The 18,505-nt window shown below is 61.4% G+C and carries 17 protein-coding genes and 2 tRNA genes; 4 read left to right on the forward strand and 15 right to left on the reverse strand.

The annotated features are described in order from the left end of the window. Window positions 1–236 precede the first annotated feature (236 nt). From RYH74_RS13940 to RYH74_RS13955, 4 genes are all read right to left on the reverse strand, one after another. A complete protein-coding gene (locus tag RYH74_RS13940; protein WP_202675733.1) occupies window positions 237–1,220 on the reverse strand; it encodes an integrase domain-containing protein in 984 nt (327 codons plus the stop codon). Between the two features lie 931 nt (window positions 1,221–2,151). After that, window positions 2,152–3,471: a tyrosine-type recombinase/integrase gene (locus RYH74_RS13945; protein WP_217851038.1), complete on the reverse strand. Its 1,320-nt coding sequence runs from the start codon at window positions 3,469–3,471 to the stop codon at window positions 2,152–2,154. A 163-nt stretch (window positions 3,472–3,634) separates the two neighbouring features. Continuing rightward, a tRNA-Thr gene (locus tag RYH74_RS13950) sits at window positions 3,635–3,710 on the reverse strand. Between the two features lie 98 nt (window positions 3,711–3,808). After that, entirely contained in the window at window positions 3,809–4,057 is a 249-nt protein-coding gene (locus tag RYH74_RS13955) for a hypothetical protein (protein ID WP_015268625.1), read from the reverse strand. A 575-nt stretch (window positions 4,058–4,632) separates the two neighbouring features. Between RYH74_RS13955 and RYH74_RS13960 the strand changes: the two genes are divergently transcribed. Continuing rightward, window positions 4,633–4,923 (forward strand): DUF3077 domain-containing protein, encoded by a 291-nt coding sequence (locus RYH74_RS13960; RefSeq protein WP_003257466.1) that lies wholly within the window; start codon window positions 4,633–4,635, stop codon window positions 4,921–4,923. A 387-nt stretch (window positions 4,924–5,310) separates the two neighbouring features. Here RYH74_RS13960 and RYH74_RS13965 read toward each other — a convergent pair whose 3' ends face one another. The 5 genes from RYH74_RS13965 to RYH74_RS13985 form a co-directional block, all read right to left on the reverse strand. After that, complete coding sequence (locus RYH74_RS13965) at window positions 5,311–6,516, reverse strand: methyltransferase (RefSeq protein ID WP_317409584.1); 1,206 nt, start codon at window positions 6,514–6,516, stop codon at window positions 5,311–5,313. Between the two features lie 127 nt (window positions 6,517–6,643). Next, on the reverse strand, window positions 6,644–7,333 hold the full coding sequence (locus RYH74_RS13970; RefSeq protein WP_085664142.1) for an ABC transporter permease: 690 nt from the start codon (window positions 7,331–7,333) through the stop codon (window positions 6,644–6,646). Next, window positions 7,333–8,025, reverse strand: coding sequence for an ABC transporter permease (locus tag RYH74_RS13975; RefSeq protein WP_317409585.1), 693 nt, complete (start codon window positions 8,023–8,025; stop codon window positions 7,333–7,335). The genes RYH74_RS13970 and RYH74_RS13975 overlap by 1 nt, the downstream gene beginning before the upstream one ends. Window positions 8,026–8,079: 54 nt before the next feature. Next, entirely contained in the window at window positions 8,080–8,835 is a 756-nt protein-coding gene (locus tag RYH74_RS13980) for an ABC transporter substrate-binding protein (protein WP_046614504.1), read from the reverse strand. A gap of 11 nt (window positions 8,836–8,846) precedes the next feature. Further along, on the reverse strand, window positions 8,847–9,620 hold the full coding sequence (locus RYH74_RS13985; protein WP_075044343.1) for an ABC transporter ATP-binding protein: 774 nt from the start codon (window positions 9,618–9,620) through the stop codon (window positions 8,847–8,849). Between the two features lie 664 nt (window positions 9,621–10,284). On the opposite strand from RYH74_RS13985, the gene gabP reads away from it, so the two are divergent. Then, window positions 10,285–11,670 (forward strand): GABA permease, encoded by a 1,386-nt coding sequence (gabP, locus tag RYH74_RS13990; RefSeq protein WP_025337364.1) that lies wholly within the window; start codon window positions 10,285–10,287, stop codon window positions 11,668–11,670. Window positions 11,671–11,850: 180 nt separating this feature from the next. Here gabP and RYH74_RS13995 read toward each other — a convergent pair whose 3' ends face one another. Further along, the gene (locus RYH74_RS13995) at window positions 11,851–12,294 is read right to left on the reverse strand and encodes a hypothetical protein (protein ID WP_013970488.1); all 444 of its coding nucleotides are present in this window, start codon (window positions 12,292–12,294) and stop codon (window positions 11,851–11,853) included. Window positions 12,295–12,532: 238 nt separating this feature from the next. Between RYH74_RS13995 and RYH74_RS14000 the strand changes: the two genes are divergently transcribed. Continuing rightward, window positions 12,533–12,790: a hypothetical protein gene (locus RYH74_RS14000; RefSeq protein ID WP_286100865.1), complete on the forward strand. Its 258-nt coding sequence runs from the start codon at window positions 12,533–12,535 to the stop codon at window positions 12,788–12,790. A gap of 59 nt (window positions 12,791–12,849) precedes the next feature. Here the strand turns inward: RYH74_RS14000 and ppk2 are convergent, their stop codons facing one another. After that, window positions 12,850–13,824 (reverse strand): polyphosphate kinase 2, encoded by a 975-nt coding sequence (gene ppk2 / locus RYH74_RS14005; protein ID WP_286100866.1) that lies wholly within the window; start codon window positions 13,822–13,824, stop codon window positions 12,850–12,852. Window positions 13,825–14,067: 243 nt separating this feature from the next. Between ppk2 and RYH74_RS14010 the strand changes: the two genes are divergently transcribed. Next, window positions 14,068–14,370 (forward strand): addiction module antidote protein, encoded by a 303-nt coding sequence (locus RYH74_RS14010; protein WP_015268632.1) that lies wholly within the window; start codon window positions 14,068–14,070, stop codon window positions 14,368–14,370. Between the two features lie 138 nt (window positions 14,371–14,508). On the opposite strand, the gene RYH74_RS14015 is transcribed toward RYH74_RS14010, so the two are convergent. The 4 genes from RYH74_RS14015 to RYH74_RS14030 form a co-directional block, all read right to left on the reverse strand. Beyond that, window positions 14,509–14,584, reverse strand: a tRNA-Phe gene (locus RYH74_RS14015). 90 nt (window positions 14,585–14,674) lie between these two features. Further along, complete coding sequence (locus tag RYH74_RS14020; protein WP_003257478.1) at window positions 14,675–14,947, reverse strand: oxidative damage protection protein; 273 nt, start codon at window positions 14,945–14,947, stop codon at window positions 14,675–14,677. After that, on the reverse strand, window positions 14,944–16,011 hold the full coding sequence (mutY, locus tag RYH74_RS14025) for an A/G-specific adenine glycosylase (protein ID WP_013970490.1): 1,068 nt from the start codon (window positions 16,009–16,011) through the stop codon (window positions 14,944–14,946). Before mutY ends, RYH74_RS14020 begins: the two co-directional genes overlap by 4 nt. Continuing rightward, a complete protein-coding gene (locus RYH74_RS14030) occupies window positions 16,008–18,254 on the reverse strand; it encodes an AsmA family protein (protein WP_317409588.1) in 2,247 nt (748 codons plus the stop codon). Before RYH74_RS14030 ends, mutY begins: the two co-directional genes overlap by 4 nt. Window positions 18,255–18,505: the final 251 nt, after the last annotated feature.

Here is an 18,505-nt window from a genome sequence, read left to right on the forward strand (position 1 = left end):
GACGAACGATGATTTTTACTGTGAGCAGGTAAAAGTACCTCGTACGTTCACTACGGCCAGCGAGACGATGCTTAAGAAACCAAGTTATATGCTTTTTCTGCCATCTCCAGGGTGTCTCCCGCTGCCAGCGCTCTGCGATAGCTGCCTGAATGATCTCCGCCTGTTTTAAATGACGCCGTCGCGTTGCGTGCGCCCCCGTGAGTGCTGCAACTAAAAATAGCTCCATATCGAAAATTTTAGTCACGGCCACCCCCGATGTAGGCTGCTACTACATCGATCCGACCGTGCCCCAACTCATAGCTGATTTGTCGTCGGGCCTCTCGATCAAGGTTCCTGTCTACCTGGCAACATTGGCCGCCGTTTATAGGCGCACGGTGCTGGGTGATTTGCTCATAGCGCTCACATGCGTACGCCGCTCGTAGCTCATGAAATCCTTTGAGGTTGTGCGCATGGAGGACGTCTCGTGCTGGTCGGATGATTTCTTGCTGAAGACTCAGGTAGCTTTCGTGTGGAGCAATCAGGTTGCGGCTACCCACAGGTGACACCTGCGCTGCAAATTTAAGCGCATCTCGAACTTGGTCATCCATCGCAATCCAACGTGGCGCCGAGGCGCCAGCGCGGCCGCCTTTAGTACCATCCTGAATGTTAATCCTGCCTAGGTCGTTAGCCTCACGGCTTAGCCGTGGCAGGTCAGCCAAAATGGCCTCACGCAAGCGCATGCCGGTGGCTCGCGCTAGCAGAACGATCGCGGCGGCGCGTTGTTGATGTTGGCGGCAAAGTGCATCGACGATCTGCATAACCTGCTTGCGGTCCTGGCCCTGTGGCACAGACTGTCGAACCCCAGTGCGCTGCATACCCAACGCCTTGCTCGGACTTGGCACCTTCACGCACTGATCACCGCGGAGCGCCGCCATGGTCCTGTTAACGCTGGATAGCCGGTTCTGTGCGGTGCTGACGGCGAGGTTACCGTGCCGAACCAGGTCGCGCAGATACGCCGCGTAGTCTGCCAACACTTTTCGATCAATTTGCCGCGCATCATTGAGACCAGGTCCTTGTCCGGAGCGGCACCATTTCACGAACGCCAACCACCGGTCACAGTGCGCTTTGACCGTTCCGTAATGGCCACCGCCGAACATGTCTTTCAGTGCCTGCGGCCCTGCGTAGCTCAGTTGCCTGCCGTAGCCGAAATTGCGGCCGTCGCGCCTACCCACCAATGCCATGTCGGTCACCTCATCGTTCGCTCTCCGATCCTCGCCCCCACGTCATCCCGCCAAGAATGTTTAGTGTTATCAGGGATCAAGGCCCCTGCGACCTGTGGGGAATGTCCACTACGCGGGACTGGCGGCTCCTTACAACCGGGAGCAAGGGCATCTCATGATCTGGCCTCCTGAGCACCGTTACCGGTGGGCGGGTGGAGGCAGCATTGGTTGACGACACCAGTGCCTGAAGATCCTGAGCCTGGTGCAAGCAGCAATGCGATGACCGGGGCGTGCCTGACTGTCAGTCAGGTGCAGTCCATCCCTTAGTCTGCGGCACCATCATCTACAGCGCTGTTGCTGGTGACATCGGCGTTTATCACGCCGATTGTCACGAGGGGGAATGCCGCAAAGCCTTGTGCGATCAGGGCTGCAGCAGTGGTAGAAGTGCCCGTCTCTTTCCAGAAGAAAGAGACGGGCACAGGTTGGCGCAACATTCGGCCAAGCGGATAGGTTGCTGCAGGGCAGCGAGGTACTGTGTAACTGGCGCACGAGCGCTATGTGTGTAAGAGCATCCATCACATGGGTAGTGACCGGGCGAGCTGCCGGATGCGAATCGCCCTTGGGGAGAACCACCGCCAGAGCGGCGTGACCTTTAAGGTTCGGGTCACCTAGGGTGCTGTCATCGACAGCGCTTGCAACTCCCGGTCTACGCCTGTGGACAATATTCGTCAAGCAAAGAGATTTCAGGGATTTAGCGCCTGTGGATAAAACTATCCCCCGGTGGACATCAGTGGTTTTCCACAGACGTGCGCTGTGCCAGCAGTTTTTTTCTTAGGAATGGTCCTTTCAAACGGGGCGGCTTTGCAGCCCCGTTTGAAAGGACCCGCGCGGAGGAACTTCATGGGGTGCTGTGGGTAACTTCACAGCGAGTTTGAGGTGGCGGTGTGGCGGGTTACTCGGTCCTCTTGGCACTGCGCAGGCGCGTGACGTTCTCGCCCGTCTGCTTGGCAAACTCGTGCGGCGTCACATGGTCCTCGCGGTTCGCCTCCAGAAACCGGCTCCACCAGGTCATGATCATCCGGCGCTCTTCGAGGAACTCGGCCTTGTGGGTATAGGCGGCCCGCACGTTGTTGCGTTCCTTGTGGCTCATCTGTCGCTCGATAGCCGTCTCCGACCACAGGCCGGACTCGACCAGCGCACTGCACGCCATGGCTCGGAACCCGTGGCCGCAGATATCCACCTTGGTGTCGTAGCCCATCGTCCTGAGCGCGGCATTCACCGTGTTCTCGGACATCGGTTTCCACGGTTTGGCATCTCCCGCGAACACCAGGTCGAACTTGCCAGTGATCGCGTGGATTTGCTCAAGCAAGGCCACTGCCTGCGGCGATAAGGGTACAACGTGAATGTCTCCGGCCATTTTCGTACCCCTTGTGGAAAACGGTACGCCGTCGAGCGCCGGGCGAGTGTCGGGGATCTCCCAGATGCCGCGCTTGAGGTCGAATTCGTTCCAGCGGGCGAAACGCAGTTCACTGGAGCGTACGAATACATGCAACGACAGCATCACCGTGAGGCGCGTGAGCGGGCGACCTCTGTAGTCCTCGATGCATGCCAATAGCTCTGGGAGTCGCGATAGGGGTAGTGCGGGTCGGTGAGTTACCCGTGGTGTCTTGATCGAGCCATCAAGGTCGTGAGCCGGGTTCGCCGTGATCAGTCGCAGCCGTTTGGCTTCACGCATGATGCTTTGCAGGTAGTTCTTGATCCTGAGCGCCACGTCGATGGTGCCGCGCTTCGTCACGGCTTCCAGGGGCTGCATGAGATCGTGGGTGTCCAGCTCGACGATTGCTCTGGCACCGATTAAAGGGAACACGTGGGTCTTCAATCGGCTGAGTACAGTCTTGGCGTGGCCGGGCGCCCACTTCGGCACCATGCTCGCATGCCAGTCGAGCGCAACGCTTTCGAAGGTGCGGCCGTTTATCACGGCTTGGGTCTTGGTTTGTTGCTTGTACTGGATGGGGTCTATGCCGTTGGCGAGCTGCTGCTTGATCTCGAAGCGCTTGCGGCGTGCGTCGCCCAGCCCGACCACCGGGTAGCTGCCGAGGGCGGTCAGGCCTTCGCGGCCATCGGGTTTCACGTACCTGAGTCGCCAGCCTTTGCGGCCGTTGGGTTGCACAAGCAGGTAAAGACCGTCGCCGTCAAAGAGCTTGTACTCGCGCTCTCTGGGCTTTGCCGTGCGACAGGTGGTGTCTGTGAGCGGGGCAGTGGTGCGTGCCATAAGGGTAGTCTCCGATATCGAAACGGACCTCTATCCTTAAAACTACCCTTATTAGCGCTGGCTACCCTCGGAATCCGACGGAACGCCAAAACGAAAAAACCCGCCAGAAGGCGGGTTTTTCGGGGGTTCCAGAGATTTTGAAAGCCTTCTATGGAACCTTGAATGGTGCCGGCACCAGGAATCGAACCCGGGACCTACTGATTACAAGTCAGTTGCTCTACCATCTGAGCTATACCGGCAATGGGGCGTCATTATAACGATCGGTTGGCGCCTGTAAACCACTTCGTTGCGAATGTTCGCAAATGACCTAAGTCACCGACCTGAAAGAAGAATTTTCCTACCAGCCGCGATGGATGGTGGTGACGCTTGGCTCGGTTTTGCCCGGGTTGAAGAACAGCTTGTCGTTGTCGCAGCCGCGCTTGCGGCAGGGGCTTTCGGTGCGCAGGGGCAGGCCGTTGTCGCCGCCCAGCTGCATGCCGGGGTGGTTCCAGCCCAGGCTGCTGGTGGGGTGGGGAGCGGTGCCGCTGGCGCAGCCGGTCAGGGCCAGGGCGAGGGTCAGCAGGGCGAGGGGCTTGGCTTGAGTCACGATGGTCGGGTCCGTTAGTCCATTGTCGGTTCTGGCGCAACGCCAGAAGGTCGCGGGGCTGGCGGGCAGCGCGCGACGTCACTTTTTAATGATTTGGGGGGCGGATGATACACCGTTGGGCGGGATCAGCGGTGAGGCTTTAGCTTTTTGTTGCCTGTTCTGGCCTCTTCGCGGGTGAACCCGCTCCCACAGAGATATCACTGTTCTCAAGCCTTGTGAGATTCCTGTGGGAGCGGGTTTACCCGCGAAAGGGCCATCAGCCGTACGAAAATTCTGAACTAGGGGGCTAACAGCTTCAGGGTTTGGTGGCTTCGGAACTATCCTACGCGCGCCGCCGAAGTATCGCTGTTGTCGGGGAAATGGCTCACGGATACCGTTTTCGGGTCGCTCTGGCGACCGGGTGTGAGAACCCGATTTTGAACGTATCGGCTGCGTAATGGCGACCGTGCGCGGGCAGACCTTGGTCTGGCCGAGCTTCCTATGTTCACTCGGTTTCTCACCTCGTGCACGGTTGCCGCCTTTGTTCCGTGAGAAAGAATGAACACGGCAACTCCTTTGAACTAGGAGTTTGAAAATTGAAAACGATTGATACTGATCCCCGCAGCCCAAAGCCAATCACCACCGCAGGCGTGGAAACCTTCCTCGCAGCCGGTAACCCATCCCTCAATCTGCTACGCGTCGAGCCTGGCGTCCCCGTCGATGCAGCCTATGAGCATGTCTCGATCCTGATGGGCTACATCAAGCATCTGGTGCGCGAGGGGGATATGGAGGATGACCATAAATTCCTGGGCGCCGCCGATTATCTGTGCGACATGGCCAAGGCGCTGATGAATGATATCGAGATTGCCAAGAATAAGGCGCATTGAGCCCTGATGCGGTCAGTGTGGGAGCGGCCTTGTGTCGCGATGGGCCGCAAGGCGGCCCCCGTTTTTGGCGTATTTGCAGAGATCGCTGGGGCTGCGTTGCAGCCCTTTCGCGACACAAGGCCGCTCCTACAAGGGACCGCGTAATCAAGCCATTCTGGGTAAGGCTTTAGACGCAGTCGCCAACCACAAGAAATGTTTATGCACAAGTGGCATCGGCGACTTGCGCGAAAGGCATGCCGGATCGGTACACCGCCGGTCTTTGCGCAAACGCCTGTTTTTACTGGCCTTGACGCGCAAGTCGGAATAAGCCAAACGCTTGAAATAGCGCTTGGATCCAACAGGTAATCACAAGCTTGTTCACAGAGTTATCCACAGGTTGTGCTGCGGCTAACGGTCGCGTTCGGCAAGGATTAGCAGGTTGCGCGGGGTGAGTGGGTAGTCGCAGAACAGGCCAAGGCGCACGTTGTAGCCTTGTTCTTCGAGGAACAGGGCGCGATCGAGTACCAGCCACAGCTCCAGCGGCCGGCGGAACAGGTTGCGCACGCGCTCCAGGTTGCGGACCTCGGCCAGGCGTTGCCAGCCTGCGGCTTCCAGGGCTGCCCAGTCCGGGTTGCCAGTCAGCTGCAATTGCTTGAGTTCGGCCAGGTCGCGGCAGTACTGCTCGAAGGGCTTCTCCAGCCAGGCCACGGGTAGTGACGGTGTCGGCAGGTACTCGTCGGCCTGGCGCTGCTGGCGTTGCAGCAGGTCGAAGCCCAGGCGCCGGGCCATCGAGGTGTCGCGCTGGCGTCGTACGCGGGCGCCGGCGGTAACGGTTTCGCTCAAGGGCAGGCCCAGGTCGTCCAGTGACAGCCGCAGGCTGGAGGCTTGGGCGGCTGTGGATAACGCCTGGTATTGCTGCGCCGCGATGCGGTTGTAGCAGCAGGGGGCCACGGCCAGTTGCCGGCAACCTTGCTGGCTGGCCAGTTGCATCAGGCGCACATGCAGGTCGCCACAGGCGTGCAGGGCGACCACGCTTTTGTCGCCAGCCAGGTGGCGGGCGCTGTCGTTGGCCATCACATCCTGATGCACATGCTGCGCCGGCAAGTGGTGGTGTGCGCTCAGGGCCTGGCCGGCGGCGACCAGTTCGGCGTCGTATTCCAGGCAGGTCAGGTGTTGGCCGGGTTGCAGCAGGCGGCGGCCCAGGTGGCCTTTGCCGGAGCACCAGTCCAGCCAGTGACGGGGCTGTTCGCGGAAGGCCAGGTGGCTGGCGAAGGCTTCGATCTGCTGCCATTTGCGGCCGGGGACGGCTACGTCGAGGCGATGCGTGGCGGGGGGCAGGTCGGTTTCCGGGAGGTTGCCGAGTGCCGAAAGCTGCCGGGCTTGCTGGGCCAGTTGCGGGAACGGGGCGGGCAACGGGGCAGCGGTGGTGTCGGTTTCGGCGTCTGCCAGGGAGCATTGGCGCAGGTGGGCGGCAAGCTCGGGGTGGGCGGTTTCCCAGGCCAGCTGCAGGCTGGTGAAGGGGCGGGGTTTCCACAGCTGCTGGTGCTCGATCAGGAACTGGTCGAGGGCCTGGAAGCGGGTGCTTAGGTGGGGGCTGTGGAGGTGGTTGGGCATGGGGGAGAGTGTGTTGGGTTTTAGGGCCTCTTCGCGGGTGAACCCGCTCCCACAGGTATAGTGCACAGCTTTAGGGCTGTGGGGACTCTGTGGGAGCGGGTTTACCCGCGAAGAAAGCTAAGTGGTCTCAGCGGCCCTGGCAGGCATCCACGCGCAACCAGCGCTCCAGCAGCTTGAAGCCCTGCACCAGCACGAACGAGATCACCAGGTAGAACACCCCGGCGGCAAAGAAGATCTCTACCGGCAGGTAGGTGCGGGCGATGATGGTACGGGCCATGCCGGTCAGTTCCAGCAGGGTCACGGTACTGGCCAGGGCGCTGGCCTTGAGCATCAGGATCACTTCGTTGCTGTACGCCGGCAGGCCGATGCGCGCGGCGCGTGGCAGCATGATGTAGAACAGCGTCTTGCCCCGCGACATGCCCAGCGCCCGCGCCGCCTCGATCTCACCCTTGGGGATCGACTGCAACGCGCCGCGCAGGATCTCGGCGATGTAGGCAGCAGTGTGCAGGGTCATGGTCAGCACGGTGCACCAGAACGGGTCGCGCAGGTACGGCCACAGCGAACTCGAACGCACCAGGTCGAACTGCGCCAGGCCGTAGTAGACCAGGAACAGCTGCACCAGCAGCGGCGTGCCACGGAAGAAGAAGATGTAGCTGAACGGCACCGCGCGCACATACCAGTGGCGCGAGGAGCGGGCGATGCCCAGCGGGATGGCCAGGATCAACCCGGCAACCACCGCGATGGCCACCAGCTCCAGGGTCAGGGTCGCACCCTGGGCCAGGCGTGGCAGCCATTTGATGATGACTTCCCAATTCATTATTCGGCCCTCGCAAAGCCGCGAGCGGCGCGTTTTTCCATGAAGTGCATGCCGGTCATGGCAATGATGGTCAGGCTCAGGTAGATGCAGGCCGCAACCATGTAGAAGGTGAACGGCTCTTTGGTCACGGTCACGCCGATTTGTGCGTGGCGCATGATTTCTTCCAGGCCGATCACCGACACCAGGGCGGTGTCCTTCATCAGGATCATGAACAGGTTGCCAAGGCCGGGCAGGGCGATGCGCCACATCTGCGGCAGGATGATCCGCGACAGGATGCGGCCCTCGGACAGGCCAAGCGCCAGGCCGGCTTCACGGTGGCCCTTGGGGATCGCCAGGATGGCGCCACGGAACACTTCGGTGGCGTAGGCGCCGAAGCACAGGCCCAGGGCGATCACGCCCGCAGCGAAGGCGCTGAGCTCCAGGCCCGGCATGTTCAGGGCTTCACCGAGGGCGTTCATCAAGCCGACGGTGCCGAAATAGATAAGCAGTACCCACAGCAGTTCGGGCACGCCGCGAACCAGGGTCGAATAGAAGCCACCAAGCCATTGCAGTGGCTTGATCGAGGAAGTCTTGGCCAGGGCGCCGAGCAGGCCCAGGACCAGGCCCAGCAGCAAGGCGCAAAGCGCCAGTTTTACGGTCATCAGGGTGCCGGCCATCATGGCCGGACCGAATCCGTGCAGGTCGATATTCATGGGCAGGTCATTCTAGGGACTGGCGCGCCGCAAGGGCGCGCCGGTCGGGGCGGATCATTCGATGCTGAACGGGAAGTACTTGTCGTTGATCTTCTTGTACGTGCCGTCGGCCTTGATTTCTGCCAGGGCCTTGTTCAGGTCGTCGCGCAGCTTGGTGTCACCCTTGCGCACGGCAATGCCGATCTTGTCGCTGTCCATCACCGGCTCGCCCTTGAACTCGAAGTTCGAGCCGTCTTTGCTCTTCAGCCACTCGTACTGCACGTACTTGTCGGCCAGGATGCCGTCGATGCGGCCGGAAACCAGGTCGAGGTAGGCGTTTTCCTGGGTGTCGTACAGCTTGATCTCTACGTCGTCACCGTAGTTGTCCTCCAGCCAGGTGCCAGCCAGGGTGGCGCGCTGGGTGCCGATCACCTTGCCCTTGAGCGAGGCCTTGTCGGTCTTGAAGTCGACGTTCTTTGGTGCGATGAACTGCAGTTTGTTGGAGTAGTAGGGGTCGGTGAAGTCGACGGCCTGCTTGCGCTCGTCGGTGATCGACAGCGACGACACCAGGAAGTCGAACTTCTTGGCGTTCAGGGCCGGGATGATGCCGTCCCAGTCGGAGGTGACGACCGAGCACTCGACTTTCATCTTGGCGCACAGGGCGTCGCCGATGTCTTTGTCGAAGCCGACCACGTTACCGCTGGCATCCTTGTTGTTGAACGGTGGGTAGGCGGCTTCGATACCCATGCGCAGTTTTTCTGCGGCCAGGGCGTTGGCCGACATCACCAGCGTGGCAGCAGCTGCCAGGAGGAACTTCTTGTAAGTGTGCATGTATTGCTCCGTTAGCGGTGGCTGGACATGAATTGCTTGCAACGCGCCGAGGTCGGGTTCTCGAAGACCTGCTGCGGCGATCCCTGCTCTTCGACCAGGCCCTGGTGCAGGAAGACGACTTCACTGGACACATGGCGGGCAAAGTTCATCTCGTGCGTCACCAGCAGCATGGTACGGCCTTCTTCGGCCAATGCGCGGATAACGTTTAGCACTTCCTGGACCATTTCCGGGTCGAGCGCCGAAGTTGGCTCGTCGAACAGGATGACCTTGGGCTTCATGGCCAGGGTACGGGCAATGGCGGCGCGCTGTTGCTGGCCACCGGAAAGCTGGGCGGGGTAGCTGTGGCGCTTGTCGTAGATGCCCACCTTGTTCAGCAGGGCTTCGGCGGCTTCGATGGCCTCGGCCTTGCTCTGGCCGAGCACGCGGCGTGGCGCCTCGATGATGTTGTCGAGGATCGACATGTGCGGCCACAGGTTGAAGTTCTGGAAGACGAAACCGATCTCGCTGCGCAGGCGGTTGATCTGGCGGTTGTCGGCGGCGACCAGGTCGCCGTTCTTGGCGGCCTTGAGCTTGAGGGCTTCACCGGCGACCAGGATTTCGCCCTGGTGCGGGTTCTCGAGCAGGTTGATGCAGCGCAGCAGGGTGGACTTGCCGGAGCCGGACGACCCCAGGATGGAGATCACGTCACCGTCGCGTGCGGTCAGCGAAATGCCCTTGAGAATTTCCTGCTCGCCGTAGCGTTTGTGCAGATTGCGGATTTCCAGCGCGGGCGTGGCCTGAGCCATGTGCGGTCCTCATGTGTACGGGTGCGTTCCCAGCTGTTGGCGGCCTTCCTGGCGTGCGCCAAGCTAGCATAGCGGCATTATCACGGCCAACAGGGTCGCTGGGGACTCGGGGCGCTGGTGGGGCGGTTTGTCGCATCGTTGCAGCGCAACGTCGCGCGGATGTCCGCGAAGGTGTCGCCCAGCACCAGAGCCTTGATGAAAAAAGGCGCGATGGTGCCAGCTTTGGCCCGCTCATGGAAGCGGTTTTAGACCTTTCGCGGGCTCGCCCGCTCCCACAGGTTCGTTAAAAAGCTCAAATGGTTGCACCTGACCTGTGGGAGCGGGCATGCCCCCGAGCGGGTGCGGTCAGGTCTTCAGGTTGTACCTCTAGGTTGCACTTTTTTGCATTGCAGCGGTGCACAGGTGTTACCGGGGAGCACCTTTGGTGCGTTTGTAAGTGGGTATTTCAGTAATCCAATGATTTGGCGGCCTTTCGGTCAGCCGTTGGCCGAAAGCCCTCCAAACCGCATGCTAAAAGGCCTGCCGACTTTTCTGACGAATGCATTCAGCACATGGCGCGCTTATTGCCAGTAGGAAACCGCCGATTGCAGCGACGCCCAGGTCAACCCCGGGCGCGCTCCGTAACCGCAGTCGGAGTGGTCCACTCCTTACAAAGGTAGTTTTAATGAGCGGTAACAATTCCAATGACCTCGCTCAGGGGCTCAAACAACGGCATGTGACCATGCTGTCCATCGCTGGCGTCATCGGTGCCGGCCTGTTCGTTGGCTCCGGCCACGCCATCGCTGCTGCCGGCCCTGCCGTGCTGCTGGCTTATGCTGCCGCCGGTACGCTGGTCGTGCTGGTGATGCGCATGTTGGGTGAAATGGCTGTCGCCTCGCCTGACACCGGTTCGTTCTCTACATATGCCGACCGCGCCATCGGGCGCTGGGCCGGTTTCACCATTGGCTGGCTGTACTGGTGGTTCTGGGTACTGGTAATTCCGCTGGAGGCCAACGCCGCCGCGGCCATCCTGCATGCCTGGTTCCCTGCGGTCGACCTGTGGGCGTTCTCCCTGGTCATCACCCTGGCGCTGACCCTGACCAACCTGTGCAGCGTGAAGAACTACGGCGAGTTCGAGTTCTGGTTCGCCCTGCTCAAGGTGCTGGCGATCATCGGCTTCATCGCTGTGGGTTGTGCTGCCATGTTCGGCTTTGTGCCGAGCAGCCAGGTAAGCGGTGCCAGCCACCTGTTTGACACCCAGGGCTTCATGCCTAACGGCCTGGGCGCGGTGCTGGCAGCCATGCTGACCACCATGTTCTCGTTCATGGGTACCGAAATCGTTACCATTGCCGCTGCCGAGTCGAAGGACCCGGGCAAGCAGATCAGCCGCGCCACCAACTCGGTGATCTGGCGTATCTGCCTGTTCTACCTGGTGTCGATCTTCCTGGTCGTGGCCCTGGTGCCGTGGAACGACCCGGCCCTGGCCGAGACCGGTTCCTACCAGACCGTGCTGAGCCGCATCGGCGTGCCGAATGCCAAGCTGATCGTCGACATCGTCGTGCTGATTGCCGTGACCAGCTGCCTGAACTCGGCGCTGTACACCTCGTCGCGCATGCTGTTCTCGCTGAGCAAGCGTGGTGACGCCCCGGCCATTGCCCAGCGCACCACCAAGTCGGCTACCCCGCATGTGGCGGTTCTGCTGTCCACTGCAGCGGCGTTCCTCTGTGTGTTCGCCAACTTCGTGGCCCCGGCCCAGGTGTTCGAGTTCCTGCTGGCCAGCTCTGGTGCCATTGCGCTGCTGGTGTACCTGGTGATTGCCGTGTCGCAGCTGCGCATGCGTGCCCAGCGTGAGGCCCGCGGCGAGAAGATCACCTTCAAGATGTGGCTGTTCCCGGGCCTGACCTGGGCGACCATTGCCTTCATCATTGCCATTCTGGTGGTAATGGCGCTGCGTGAGGACCACCGTGCCGAAATCATCGCGACCGCACTGCTGAGCATTGGTGTGGTGGCGGCTGGCTTGCTGGTGCACCGCAAGCGTGAAGCTGCCGGGCGGGTGGCGCTGGATAACTGATCCGCGCTGGCTGAAATGAAAAGGCCGCGTCCTGTGAAGGGCGCGGCCTTTTTTGTTGCCTGTTCCGGCCCTTTCGCGGGCTTGCCCGCTCCCACAGGGACGGCATTGCCTTCGGGCCTGTGGTGTTCATGTGGGAGCCGGCTTGCCGGCGATAGGGCCCGGGCAGGTTATCCAGCCCTGTCAGCCAAACTGCTTCTGCTGCTGTTGCTGCTTGGCAACCAGCTCCGAAGCCGCCACATAGGCTGCCTGGAACTCATCGCTCTCCAGCCAGGCCATGGTGGCCTCTTCGTCGGCCCCGTCCAGCCATTTGCGGTAGGCATTGAACACCAGCACGATGTAGTCGGTGGCGTGTTCTTCCTTGTGCCCCTTGAGCACCAGGGCCAGCAGCGGGTCTACCAGGAACACCGAAATCATCGGTACCAGGCCGCCTTCCTGGGCCTCCTTCATTTTCTTGAACAGCGGGTCGTAGCTGCCCGATTCCATGGCCTTGTTGTACACCTGCTCGATGCTGGCGCTGTCGCCTGCGCTGGCCTTGACTGCCTGGCCGCTGCGTACCATGCGGTTCTGCTTGGCCTTGCTGGCGGCGCGCTTGGCGCGTTTCTGTTGCTTGGTGGGGGTGGCCATGGGGAATCCTTGGGCGTGTCTGAAAAGTGCGCGTATTGAAGCGCAATTACCAGAGAAACCCAAGCTGTGCCCCTTTTCGGCATAGGCTGCCAGATGTGCCAGGGATTCGTGTCCCGATTATGGTGACTGCGCAATGTCAGTAGCTTCTCTCCTGCTGTCACTCACGCCAGGCGACAGCCAATTTCGACAATGGATCGGCGCTTTGAGCATGCGTATGTCTGCGCAAAAGGAGAGAACCATGAAGCATTTCTATCTTGTTACTCTATACGGCTATACCGACGACGGACGCCTTGTCTTTCCGACCGGCTTCGCCCCCTGCGATGGGCCGCGGATCACTCAGGAAGACTTGAATGTAGTTATTGACGAAATTAATGAGAACGATGATCGTTTCAAAGATGGAGTTGCCTTGCATAGCGTCTCCTACCTGGGCTCCATGACCGAGGACGCTTTCGAGCATCTTCGCTCGATGCCCGAAGTGGGAGCTGACGAGGACTAAGGTTCGATCCGCAACCCTTCTTGGGTTGCGGATGGCTGGCGTTGGCGTGAACCTTCAAACTATGGTTGCGCCAACTCGTCTTCTTCGAACCCCCGCGACGCCCGCCCGACCAACAACTCATCCGGCGCATGCGTCACGCTGTGGTTCTTGCCCGGATAATCCAGCGAATGCAGAAAGTGCCGGATGCAATTGATCCGCGCACGCTTCTTGTCATCGGACTTGATCACCGTCCACGGCGCATCGGCAGTATCGGTATGGAAGAACATCGCCTCCTTGGCTGCAGTGTAGTCTTCCCACTTGTCCAGCGACTTGATGTCGATGGGCGACAGCTTCCAGTGCTTGAGCGGGTCGTCCCGGCGCGAGATGAAGCGGCGCAGCTGCTCTTCGCGGTTCACCGAGAACCAGTACTTGAACAGCAGGATGCCGCTGTTGCACAACATCCGCTCCAGCTCCGGGGCCTGGCGCATGAATTCCAGGTACTGCAGCGGCGTGCAGAAGTCCATCACCTTTTCGACGCCGGCGCGGTTGTACCAGGAGCGGTCGAAGAACACCATTTCACCTGCCGTGGGCAGATGCTGGATGTAGCGCTGAAAGTACCACTGGCCTTTTTCCTGCTCGGAAGGCTTTTCCAGGGCAACGATGCGCGCACCACGAGGGTTGAGGTGCTCCATGAAACGCTTGATGGTGCCGCCCTTGCCTGCGGCATCGCGCCCTTCGAACAGGATCACCACGCGCTGGCCGGTTTCCTTCACCCAGCTCTGTACCTTCAACAGCTCGATCTGCAGCGCGTGCTTGGCCTTTTCGTAGTCCTGGCGACGCATGCGGGTGCGGTAGGGGTAGCTGGCCGGCAGGTGGGCCGAGGTGCTGTCTTCGTTGCTGCCCTTGGGGGCGGTGGCGACTTCCAGTGCAGCAGGTTGCTGGCTGATGCTGGTGATCGTCGGCTCCGGCTTGCGCTGGCGTGGGCGACGCGTGCGGGCTGGGGTGATGGCGGGCTCGCTGGGGGCGGGGAGCAGGAGGGGGGATTCTTCGCTCATGGAGGTCCTTGCGGGTCGGGTCGGATGTCCATCTGGCATTTTAAGTCGAGCGATTGGCGGCACTTTGATATCGGTCAACGGCGCGTCCACAAACAGTTTGAAACAGCTAAAAATTGAATGTAGTGTGAACTGTGGTTCACATTTTTTCATGCGCACACCCTCCTGGCGGGTGGCGATAAAACCAGCCAGGCCAGAGATATCAAATCTGCCCTCAAGCTGGCACGCGACCTTTAGGAGGCCGCCATGACAAATATCAAGCTGACCAAATGGGACGCTGTAGACCATTTGAAGACAGAGGAAGACATGGCCCTCTACCTTGAGGCCTGTCTTGAAGAAAACGATCCGGCACTGCTTGCTGCTGCCCTGGGTGATATCGCTCGTGCCCGGGGTATGGCTCAGTTGGCGCGTGATACCGGCCTGACACGAGAAGGGCTGTATAAGGCGTTGTCTGCGGAGGGTAACCCGAGTTTGGCGACCATCATGAAAGTGATGGCGGCCCTCGGGGTCAGACTTCATGCCGAGGTGCTGCCGCGCGCGGCGGGGTAAGGTTTAGCGATCAGGAGGGGCAGTAACGGCAGGTAACTGCCAAGCCTCCAGCAAAAATGACAGACAACAAAAAACCCGCACTAGGCGGGTTTCTTGTTGTCGCTTCGGGTAACTTTGCAACCACCAGAAGCTTGAAGGTGGTGCCCAGAGACGGAGTCGAACCGCCGACACGAGGATTTTCAATCCTCTGCTCTACCGACTGAGCTATCTGGGCGACGAGGTGAATTAAATAGACTTTCAGACCGCTCGTCAACGACTTTTTGAAAAAATTTTAAATTAATTCCGTCGCTTACGTTCCGTGGGGTCATTCCGAGGGTGGAACGTAGCCTTCCGCCTGGGCGTATTCTTCGCCGGCGAAAAACTTGTCCATCTCGCCCTGGAGGAATTTGCGGTCCTCGGCGTTCATCATGTTCAGGCGCTTTTCGTTGATCAGCATGGTCTGGTGCTTCTGCCAGTCGGCCCAGGCTTTCTGCGAGATGTGTTCGAAGATGTCCTGGCCCTTGGCGCCGGGGTAGGGCGGGCGCTCCAGGCCTGGCAGTTCTTCTTTGTACTTGCGGCACATCACGGTGCGGGTCATCGGGCGTCTCCTGCAATCAGTTCGTCGGCCGCGCGTTTGAGCAGCTTTTTCACCGGGGCAGCGAGGCCCAGGCGCGGCGGGGTGGCGAGGTTATACCAGAGCCAGTCGGCCTCGGCCACGTGCTGGCCGACCGGGTCGACGCGCACCAGCCAGGGCTCGATCGCCAGCTGGAAGTGGCTGAAGGTATGGGTCAGGCCGTCCATGGCGCGGCTGTCAGCCAGGCGCAGGCCGTGCTGGTAGGCCAGATCGTCGAGCTGGGCGATGTCGTCAAGCTCCGGCAGGCTCCACAAACCACCCCACAGGCCGCTGGACGGGCGGCGGTAAAGCAGGATGGCGCCTTCGTGGTTGGCCAGCAGTGGCATCAGTGTGCGGCGTTGCGGCAGTGCCTTGCGCGGCTTGGGCTCGGGGTAGCGGGTTTCTTCACCGTGCAGGTGCGCTTCGCAGCCGCGCTGCAGCGGGCAGATCAGGCAACTGGGCTTGCTGCGGGTGCACAGCGTTGCGCCCATGTCCATCATCGCCTGGGTGTAGTGGTTGGCTCGCTGCTGCGGGGTAAAGCGTTCGGCCGTGGCCCACAGCTGGTTGGCTACCTTGGGTTCGCCGGGGTAGCCGGCCTGGGCGGTGTAGCGGGCCAGCACGCGCTTGACGTTGCCGTCGAGGATCGGTGCGCGGATGCCCATGCTGATGCTGGCGATGGCGCCGGCGGTGGAGCGGCCGATGCCGGGCAGCTCGGTGAGCTGCTCGACACTGCGCGGGAATTCGCCGCCATGCTGTTCGACCACGATCTTCGCGGCCTTTTGCAGGTTGCGTGCCCGGGTGTAGTAGCCCAGGCCCGTCCACAGGTGCAGCACCTCGTCCTCCGGCGCCTCGGCCAGGGCCTGCACGGTCGGCAGGGCCTGCATGAAGCGGTCGAAGTAGTTGAGCACGGTGCTGACCTGGGTCTGCTGCAACATGATTTCCGACACCCACACCCGGTACGGGTTGATGCCCTGTTGCCAGGGCAGGTCGTGCCGGCCGTGTTCGTCATACCAATCCAGCACTGCGCTGGAGAACTGCTCGGGGCTCATCGCTTGAACAGCCCCTTGAGCGCGTCTTTCAGTTCCGGGCTCACTTTGTCTCCGAGTTTTTCATCGATCTTGTCTTGCAGGCGGTTGCCGGCCACCTTGGCGGCAACCTTGCCCAGGCCGTCCTGGTCCAGGCGGCAGGCTTTGGCGCCCAGCTCCAGAGGGCCACGGCAGCGCAGCGGTATTTCGACACCCACATAGCGTTCGTTGACCTGGCAGGCCGGGTCCGGCATGGCGCGCTGGTCGCCTTCGACGACCACGCCAACGTTGTAGTCCATGCCCAGTACACGCAGGTCGAGGTCACCATGGCCATTGACGGTCAGGCCTGGAATGCGAGCCTTGAGGTCCGAGTTGTTGGCGACGCCATTGCGTACTACCAGGCTGCCACGCAGTTCCTGGAACGGGGTGTCCTTGCCGCGAGGCTCGCCGGTGAGCGATTTGCGGTTCAGCGTGGCGATGGCCTTGCACAGCTGCTGTTCCAGGTTGGCATTGACCAGCACGCCGTCGTTGATGACGAAGTTGGCGTTGCCGTTGAGGGTGTCGACCAGGGCCTTCTGGCTGTTGCCGGTGGCGGTCAGGTCGCTGGTCAGGGTCAGCAGGCCTTTGACCGGTGGCGTCTGTTCCTTGCCCTCGGTCTTGATGAAGTGTTCCACCGGCACCCGCTGGATGCTGGTGTTGACGCCCAGTTGCGGCACGGCAGGGCGCACGTCGACGGTGCCCTTGGCCTCGAAGGTGCCGTTGTACAGTTCACCGCGCAGGGTTTGCAGGGTCAGCAGGCCGCCCTGGCCGATGGCCTTGAGCTGGGCGTCTTCGATCGGCAGTTTGTCCAGGATCAGCGAGCCGAAGGCCAGGTCGGCCTGCAGGTCGAGGGCGCGCAGGCGGTCGACCGGCAGCAGCTTGTCGTCGCTCCAGGCGACCTGGGTCGGGGCGTTGGGAAGCGGCGTGGTGCCAGGGCCGGCGACCGCGGTGGCTTCCTGTTGCTTGACCTCGGCCTGGCGCGCGGCGGTGGCGCCCTTGGCCTCTTCACTCTTGGCCGGCAGGTAGCGGTCGGCGTTGAAGGTGTCGCCCTTGAGCTGCAGGCGCAGGGCCTGTTTGGCGAAGTCTTCGACGGCCACGCGGCCACTGAAGGTGCTGTCGTCCAGCTTCACCGCCAGGTCTTCCAGGGCCAGGCTGTTCGGCGTGCCCTGCAGGCGGGTGACCAGTTCCAGCTTGGCGAAGGCCGCCGGGTCGTTGGTGGCCGGCAGCGGGCGGCCGATGCTGTCGAGGAAGGTGCGCAGGTCGAACTGGGCGATGGACAGGCCGCCGCTCAGCTGTGGCGCCTTGTCCAGGTCTCGCAGGTTCAGCTCGCCCAGGGCGCGCAGCTGGTTGGCCGAGACTTTCAGGCCGTTCCACGAGGCGACATTGGCGGCCAGGTCGACCAGCAACTGGCCTTGGGCGGCGAAAGTCACGGTCTTGCCGCCGGTGGGCTCACCCGAGGTTTCGCCCGACAGGCGCATGTCTTCGAAGTTGTAGCGCTTGAGCTTGCGGTCGAAGCGCAGCTCGCCGGCCAGTTCGGTGCGGGCCTTGATGTTCGGCTGGCTGGCACTGAGGAAGGCGCTGGCCTTGAGCGGAATGTTCGCCCCTTCGTGGACCGGGCCGGTGCTCAGCTGGATGCTTTCGGCGCTGTAGCTCTGGCCGGTCTTGGCATCGGTGTATTGCACGCGGGCGTTGTTCACGGTCAGGCTGTCGATGTCCAGCTTGACGGCGCGTTCGTTGCTGGCGACCGGTGCCGACGCCTGTTCGGTCGGTGCCTGGGCCGGAGCACTGGCCTGCGCATCGGCACTGGCGCCGTTCTGCGCGGGCAGCGGCTTGCCGATGTCTTCCCAGTTGCCATGGCCCTGTTCGTCACGGGCCAGGGTCAGGTTCAGGCCCTCGACGCGTACGTCGCTCATCTGCACTTCGCGGCGCAGCAGTGGCAGCACACGTACAGAAAGCCCGAGCATCTGCAGGTCGGCGAACGGTTCCTTGGGTTTGTTCAAGGTGGCGATGCTCGCTTCGTGCAACTCCAGGCCCAGCCACGGGAACAGGCTCCAGCCAATGTCACCGTTGAGGGTCAGCTCGACGTGAGCCTTGTCACGTGCCAGCTGGCGAATCTCGTCTTTGTAGTCGTTGGGATCGAAGAGGTGGGTCAGGGCGAAGCCCAGCGCCACGATGATCAGCAGCAACCCGAGAAGCCCAAGTCCCAGGATTTTGCCGAACGCTTTCATGGGCGAGTCCTTGTAGTCCGTTTTTGAAATTCAAGCGCCAGAGTATAGCGCCGCAGTGGTTGCCCCTGCGTATTCGACTAGAGATACAGGGCATTTCCTACGCGTACAGCAGATGGTACGGCTTTCGACAGCCATGATTTTGTCAGTTCCGAATGTGTGGCCTGTACTGGCCCTATCGCCGGCAAGCCAGCTCCCACAGGGATCCCGCTGTCCCCGAGGTCGGTGGGATCCCTGTGGGAGCTGGCTTGCCG

Source organism: Pseudomonas sp. LSJ-87 (assembly GCF_032971465.1).
Taxonomy (GTDB): Bacteria; Pseudomonadota; Gammaproteobacteria; order Pseudomonadales; family Pseudomonadaceae; genus Aquipseudomonas; species Aquipseudomonas putida_Z.

Excerpts from the sequence above, each read along its gene's own strand:
- RYH74_RS13985 (WP_075044343.1), bottom strand. The coding sequence starts at position 9,620 with ATGGCTCAGGCCACGCCCGCGCTGGAAATCCGCAATCTGCACAAACGC.
- gabP (WP_025337364.1), top strand. The coding sequence starts at position 10,285 with ATGAGCGGTAACAATTCCAATGACCTCGCTCAGGGGCTCAAACAACGG.
- RYH74_RS14000 (WP_286100865.1), top strand. The coding sequence starts at position 12,533 with ATGAAGCATTTCTATCTTGTTACTCTATACGGCTATACCGACGACGGA.
- RYH74_RS13975 (WP_317409585.1), bottom strand. The coding sequence starts at position 8,025 with ATGAATATCGACCTGCACGGATTCGGTCCGGCCATGATGGCCGGCACC.
- ppk2 (WP_286100866.1), bottom strand. The coding sequence starts at position 13,824 with ATGAGCGAAGAATCCCCCCTCCTGCTCCCCGCCCCCAGCGAGCCCGCC.
- RYH74_RS14020 (WP_003257478.1), bottom strand. The coding sequence starts at position 14,947 with ATGACCCGCACCGTGATGTGCCGCAAGTACAAAGAAGAACTGCCAGGC.
- RYH74_RS13945 (WP_217851038.1), bottom strand. The coding sequence starts at position 3,471 with ATGGCACGCACCACTGCCCCGCTCACAGACACCACCTGTCGCACGGCA.
- RYH74_RS13965 (WP_317409584.1), bottom strand. The coding sequence starts at position 6,516 with ATGCCCAACCACCTCCACAGCCCCCACCTAAGCACCCGCTTCCAGGCC.
- RYH74_RS13940 (WP_202675733.1), bottom strand. The coding sequence starts at position 1,220 with ATGGCATTGGTGGGTAGGCGCGACGGCCGCAATTTCGGCTACGGCAGG.
- mutY (WP_013970490.1), bottom strand. The coding sequence starts at position 16,011 with ATGAGCCCCGAGCAGTTCTCCAGCGCAGTGCTGGATTGGTATGACGAA.
- RYH74_RS13995 (WP_013970488.1), bottom strand. The coding sequence starts at position 12,294 with ATGGCCACCCCCACCAAGCAACAGAAACGCGCCAAGCGCGCCGCCAGC.
- RYH74_RS13980 (WP_046614504.1), bottom strand. The coding sequence starts at position 8,835 with ATGCACACTTACAAGAAGTTCCTCCTGGCAGCTGCTGCCACGCTGGTG.
- RYH74_RS13970 (WP_085664142.1), bottom strand. The coding sequence starts at position 7,333 with ATGAATTGGGAAGTCATCATCAAATGGCTGCCACGCCTGGCCCAGGGT.
- RYH74_RS14030 (WP_317409588.1), bottom strand. The coding sequence starts at position 18,254 with ATGAAAGCGTTCGGCAAAATCCTGGGACTTGGGCTTCTCGGGTTGCTG.
- RYH74_RS14010 (WP_015268632.1), top strand. The coding sequence starts at position 14,068 with ATGACAAATATCAAGCTGACCAAATGGGACGCTGTAGACCATTTGAAG.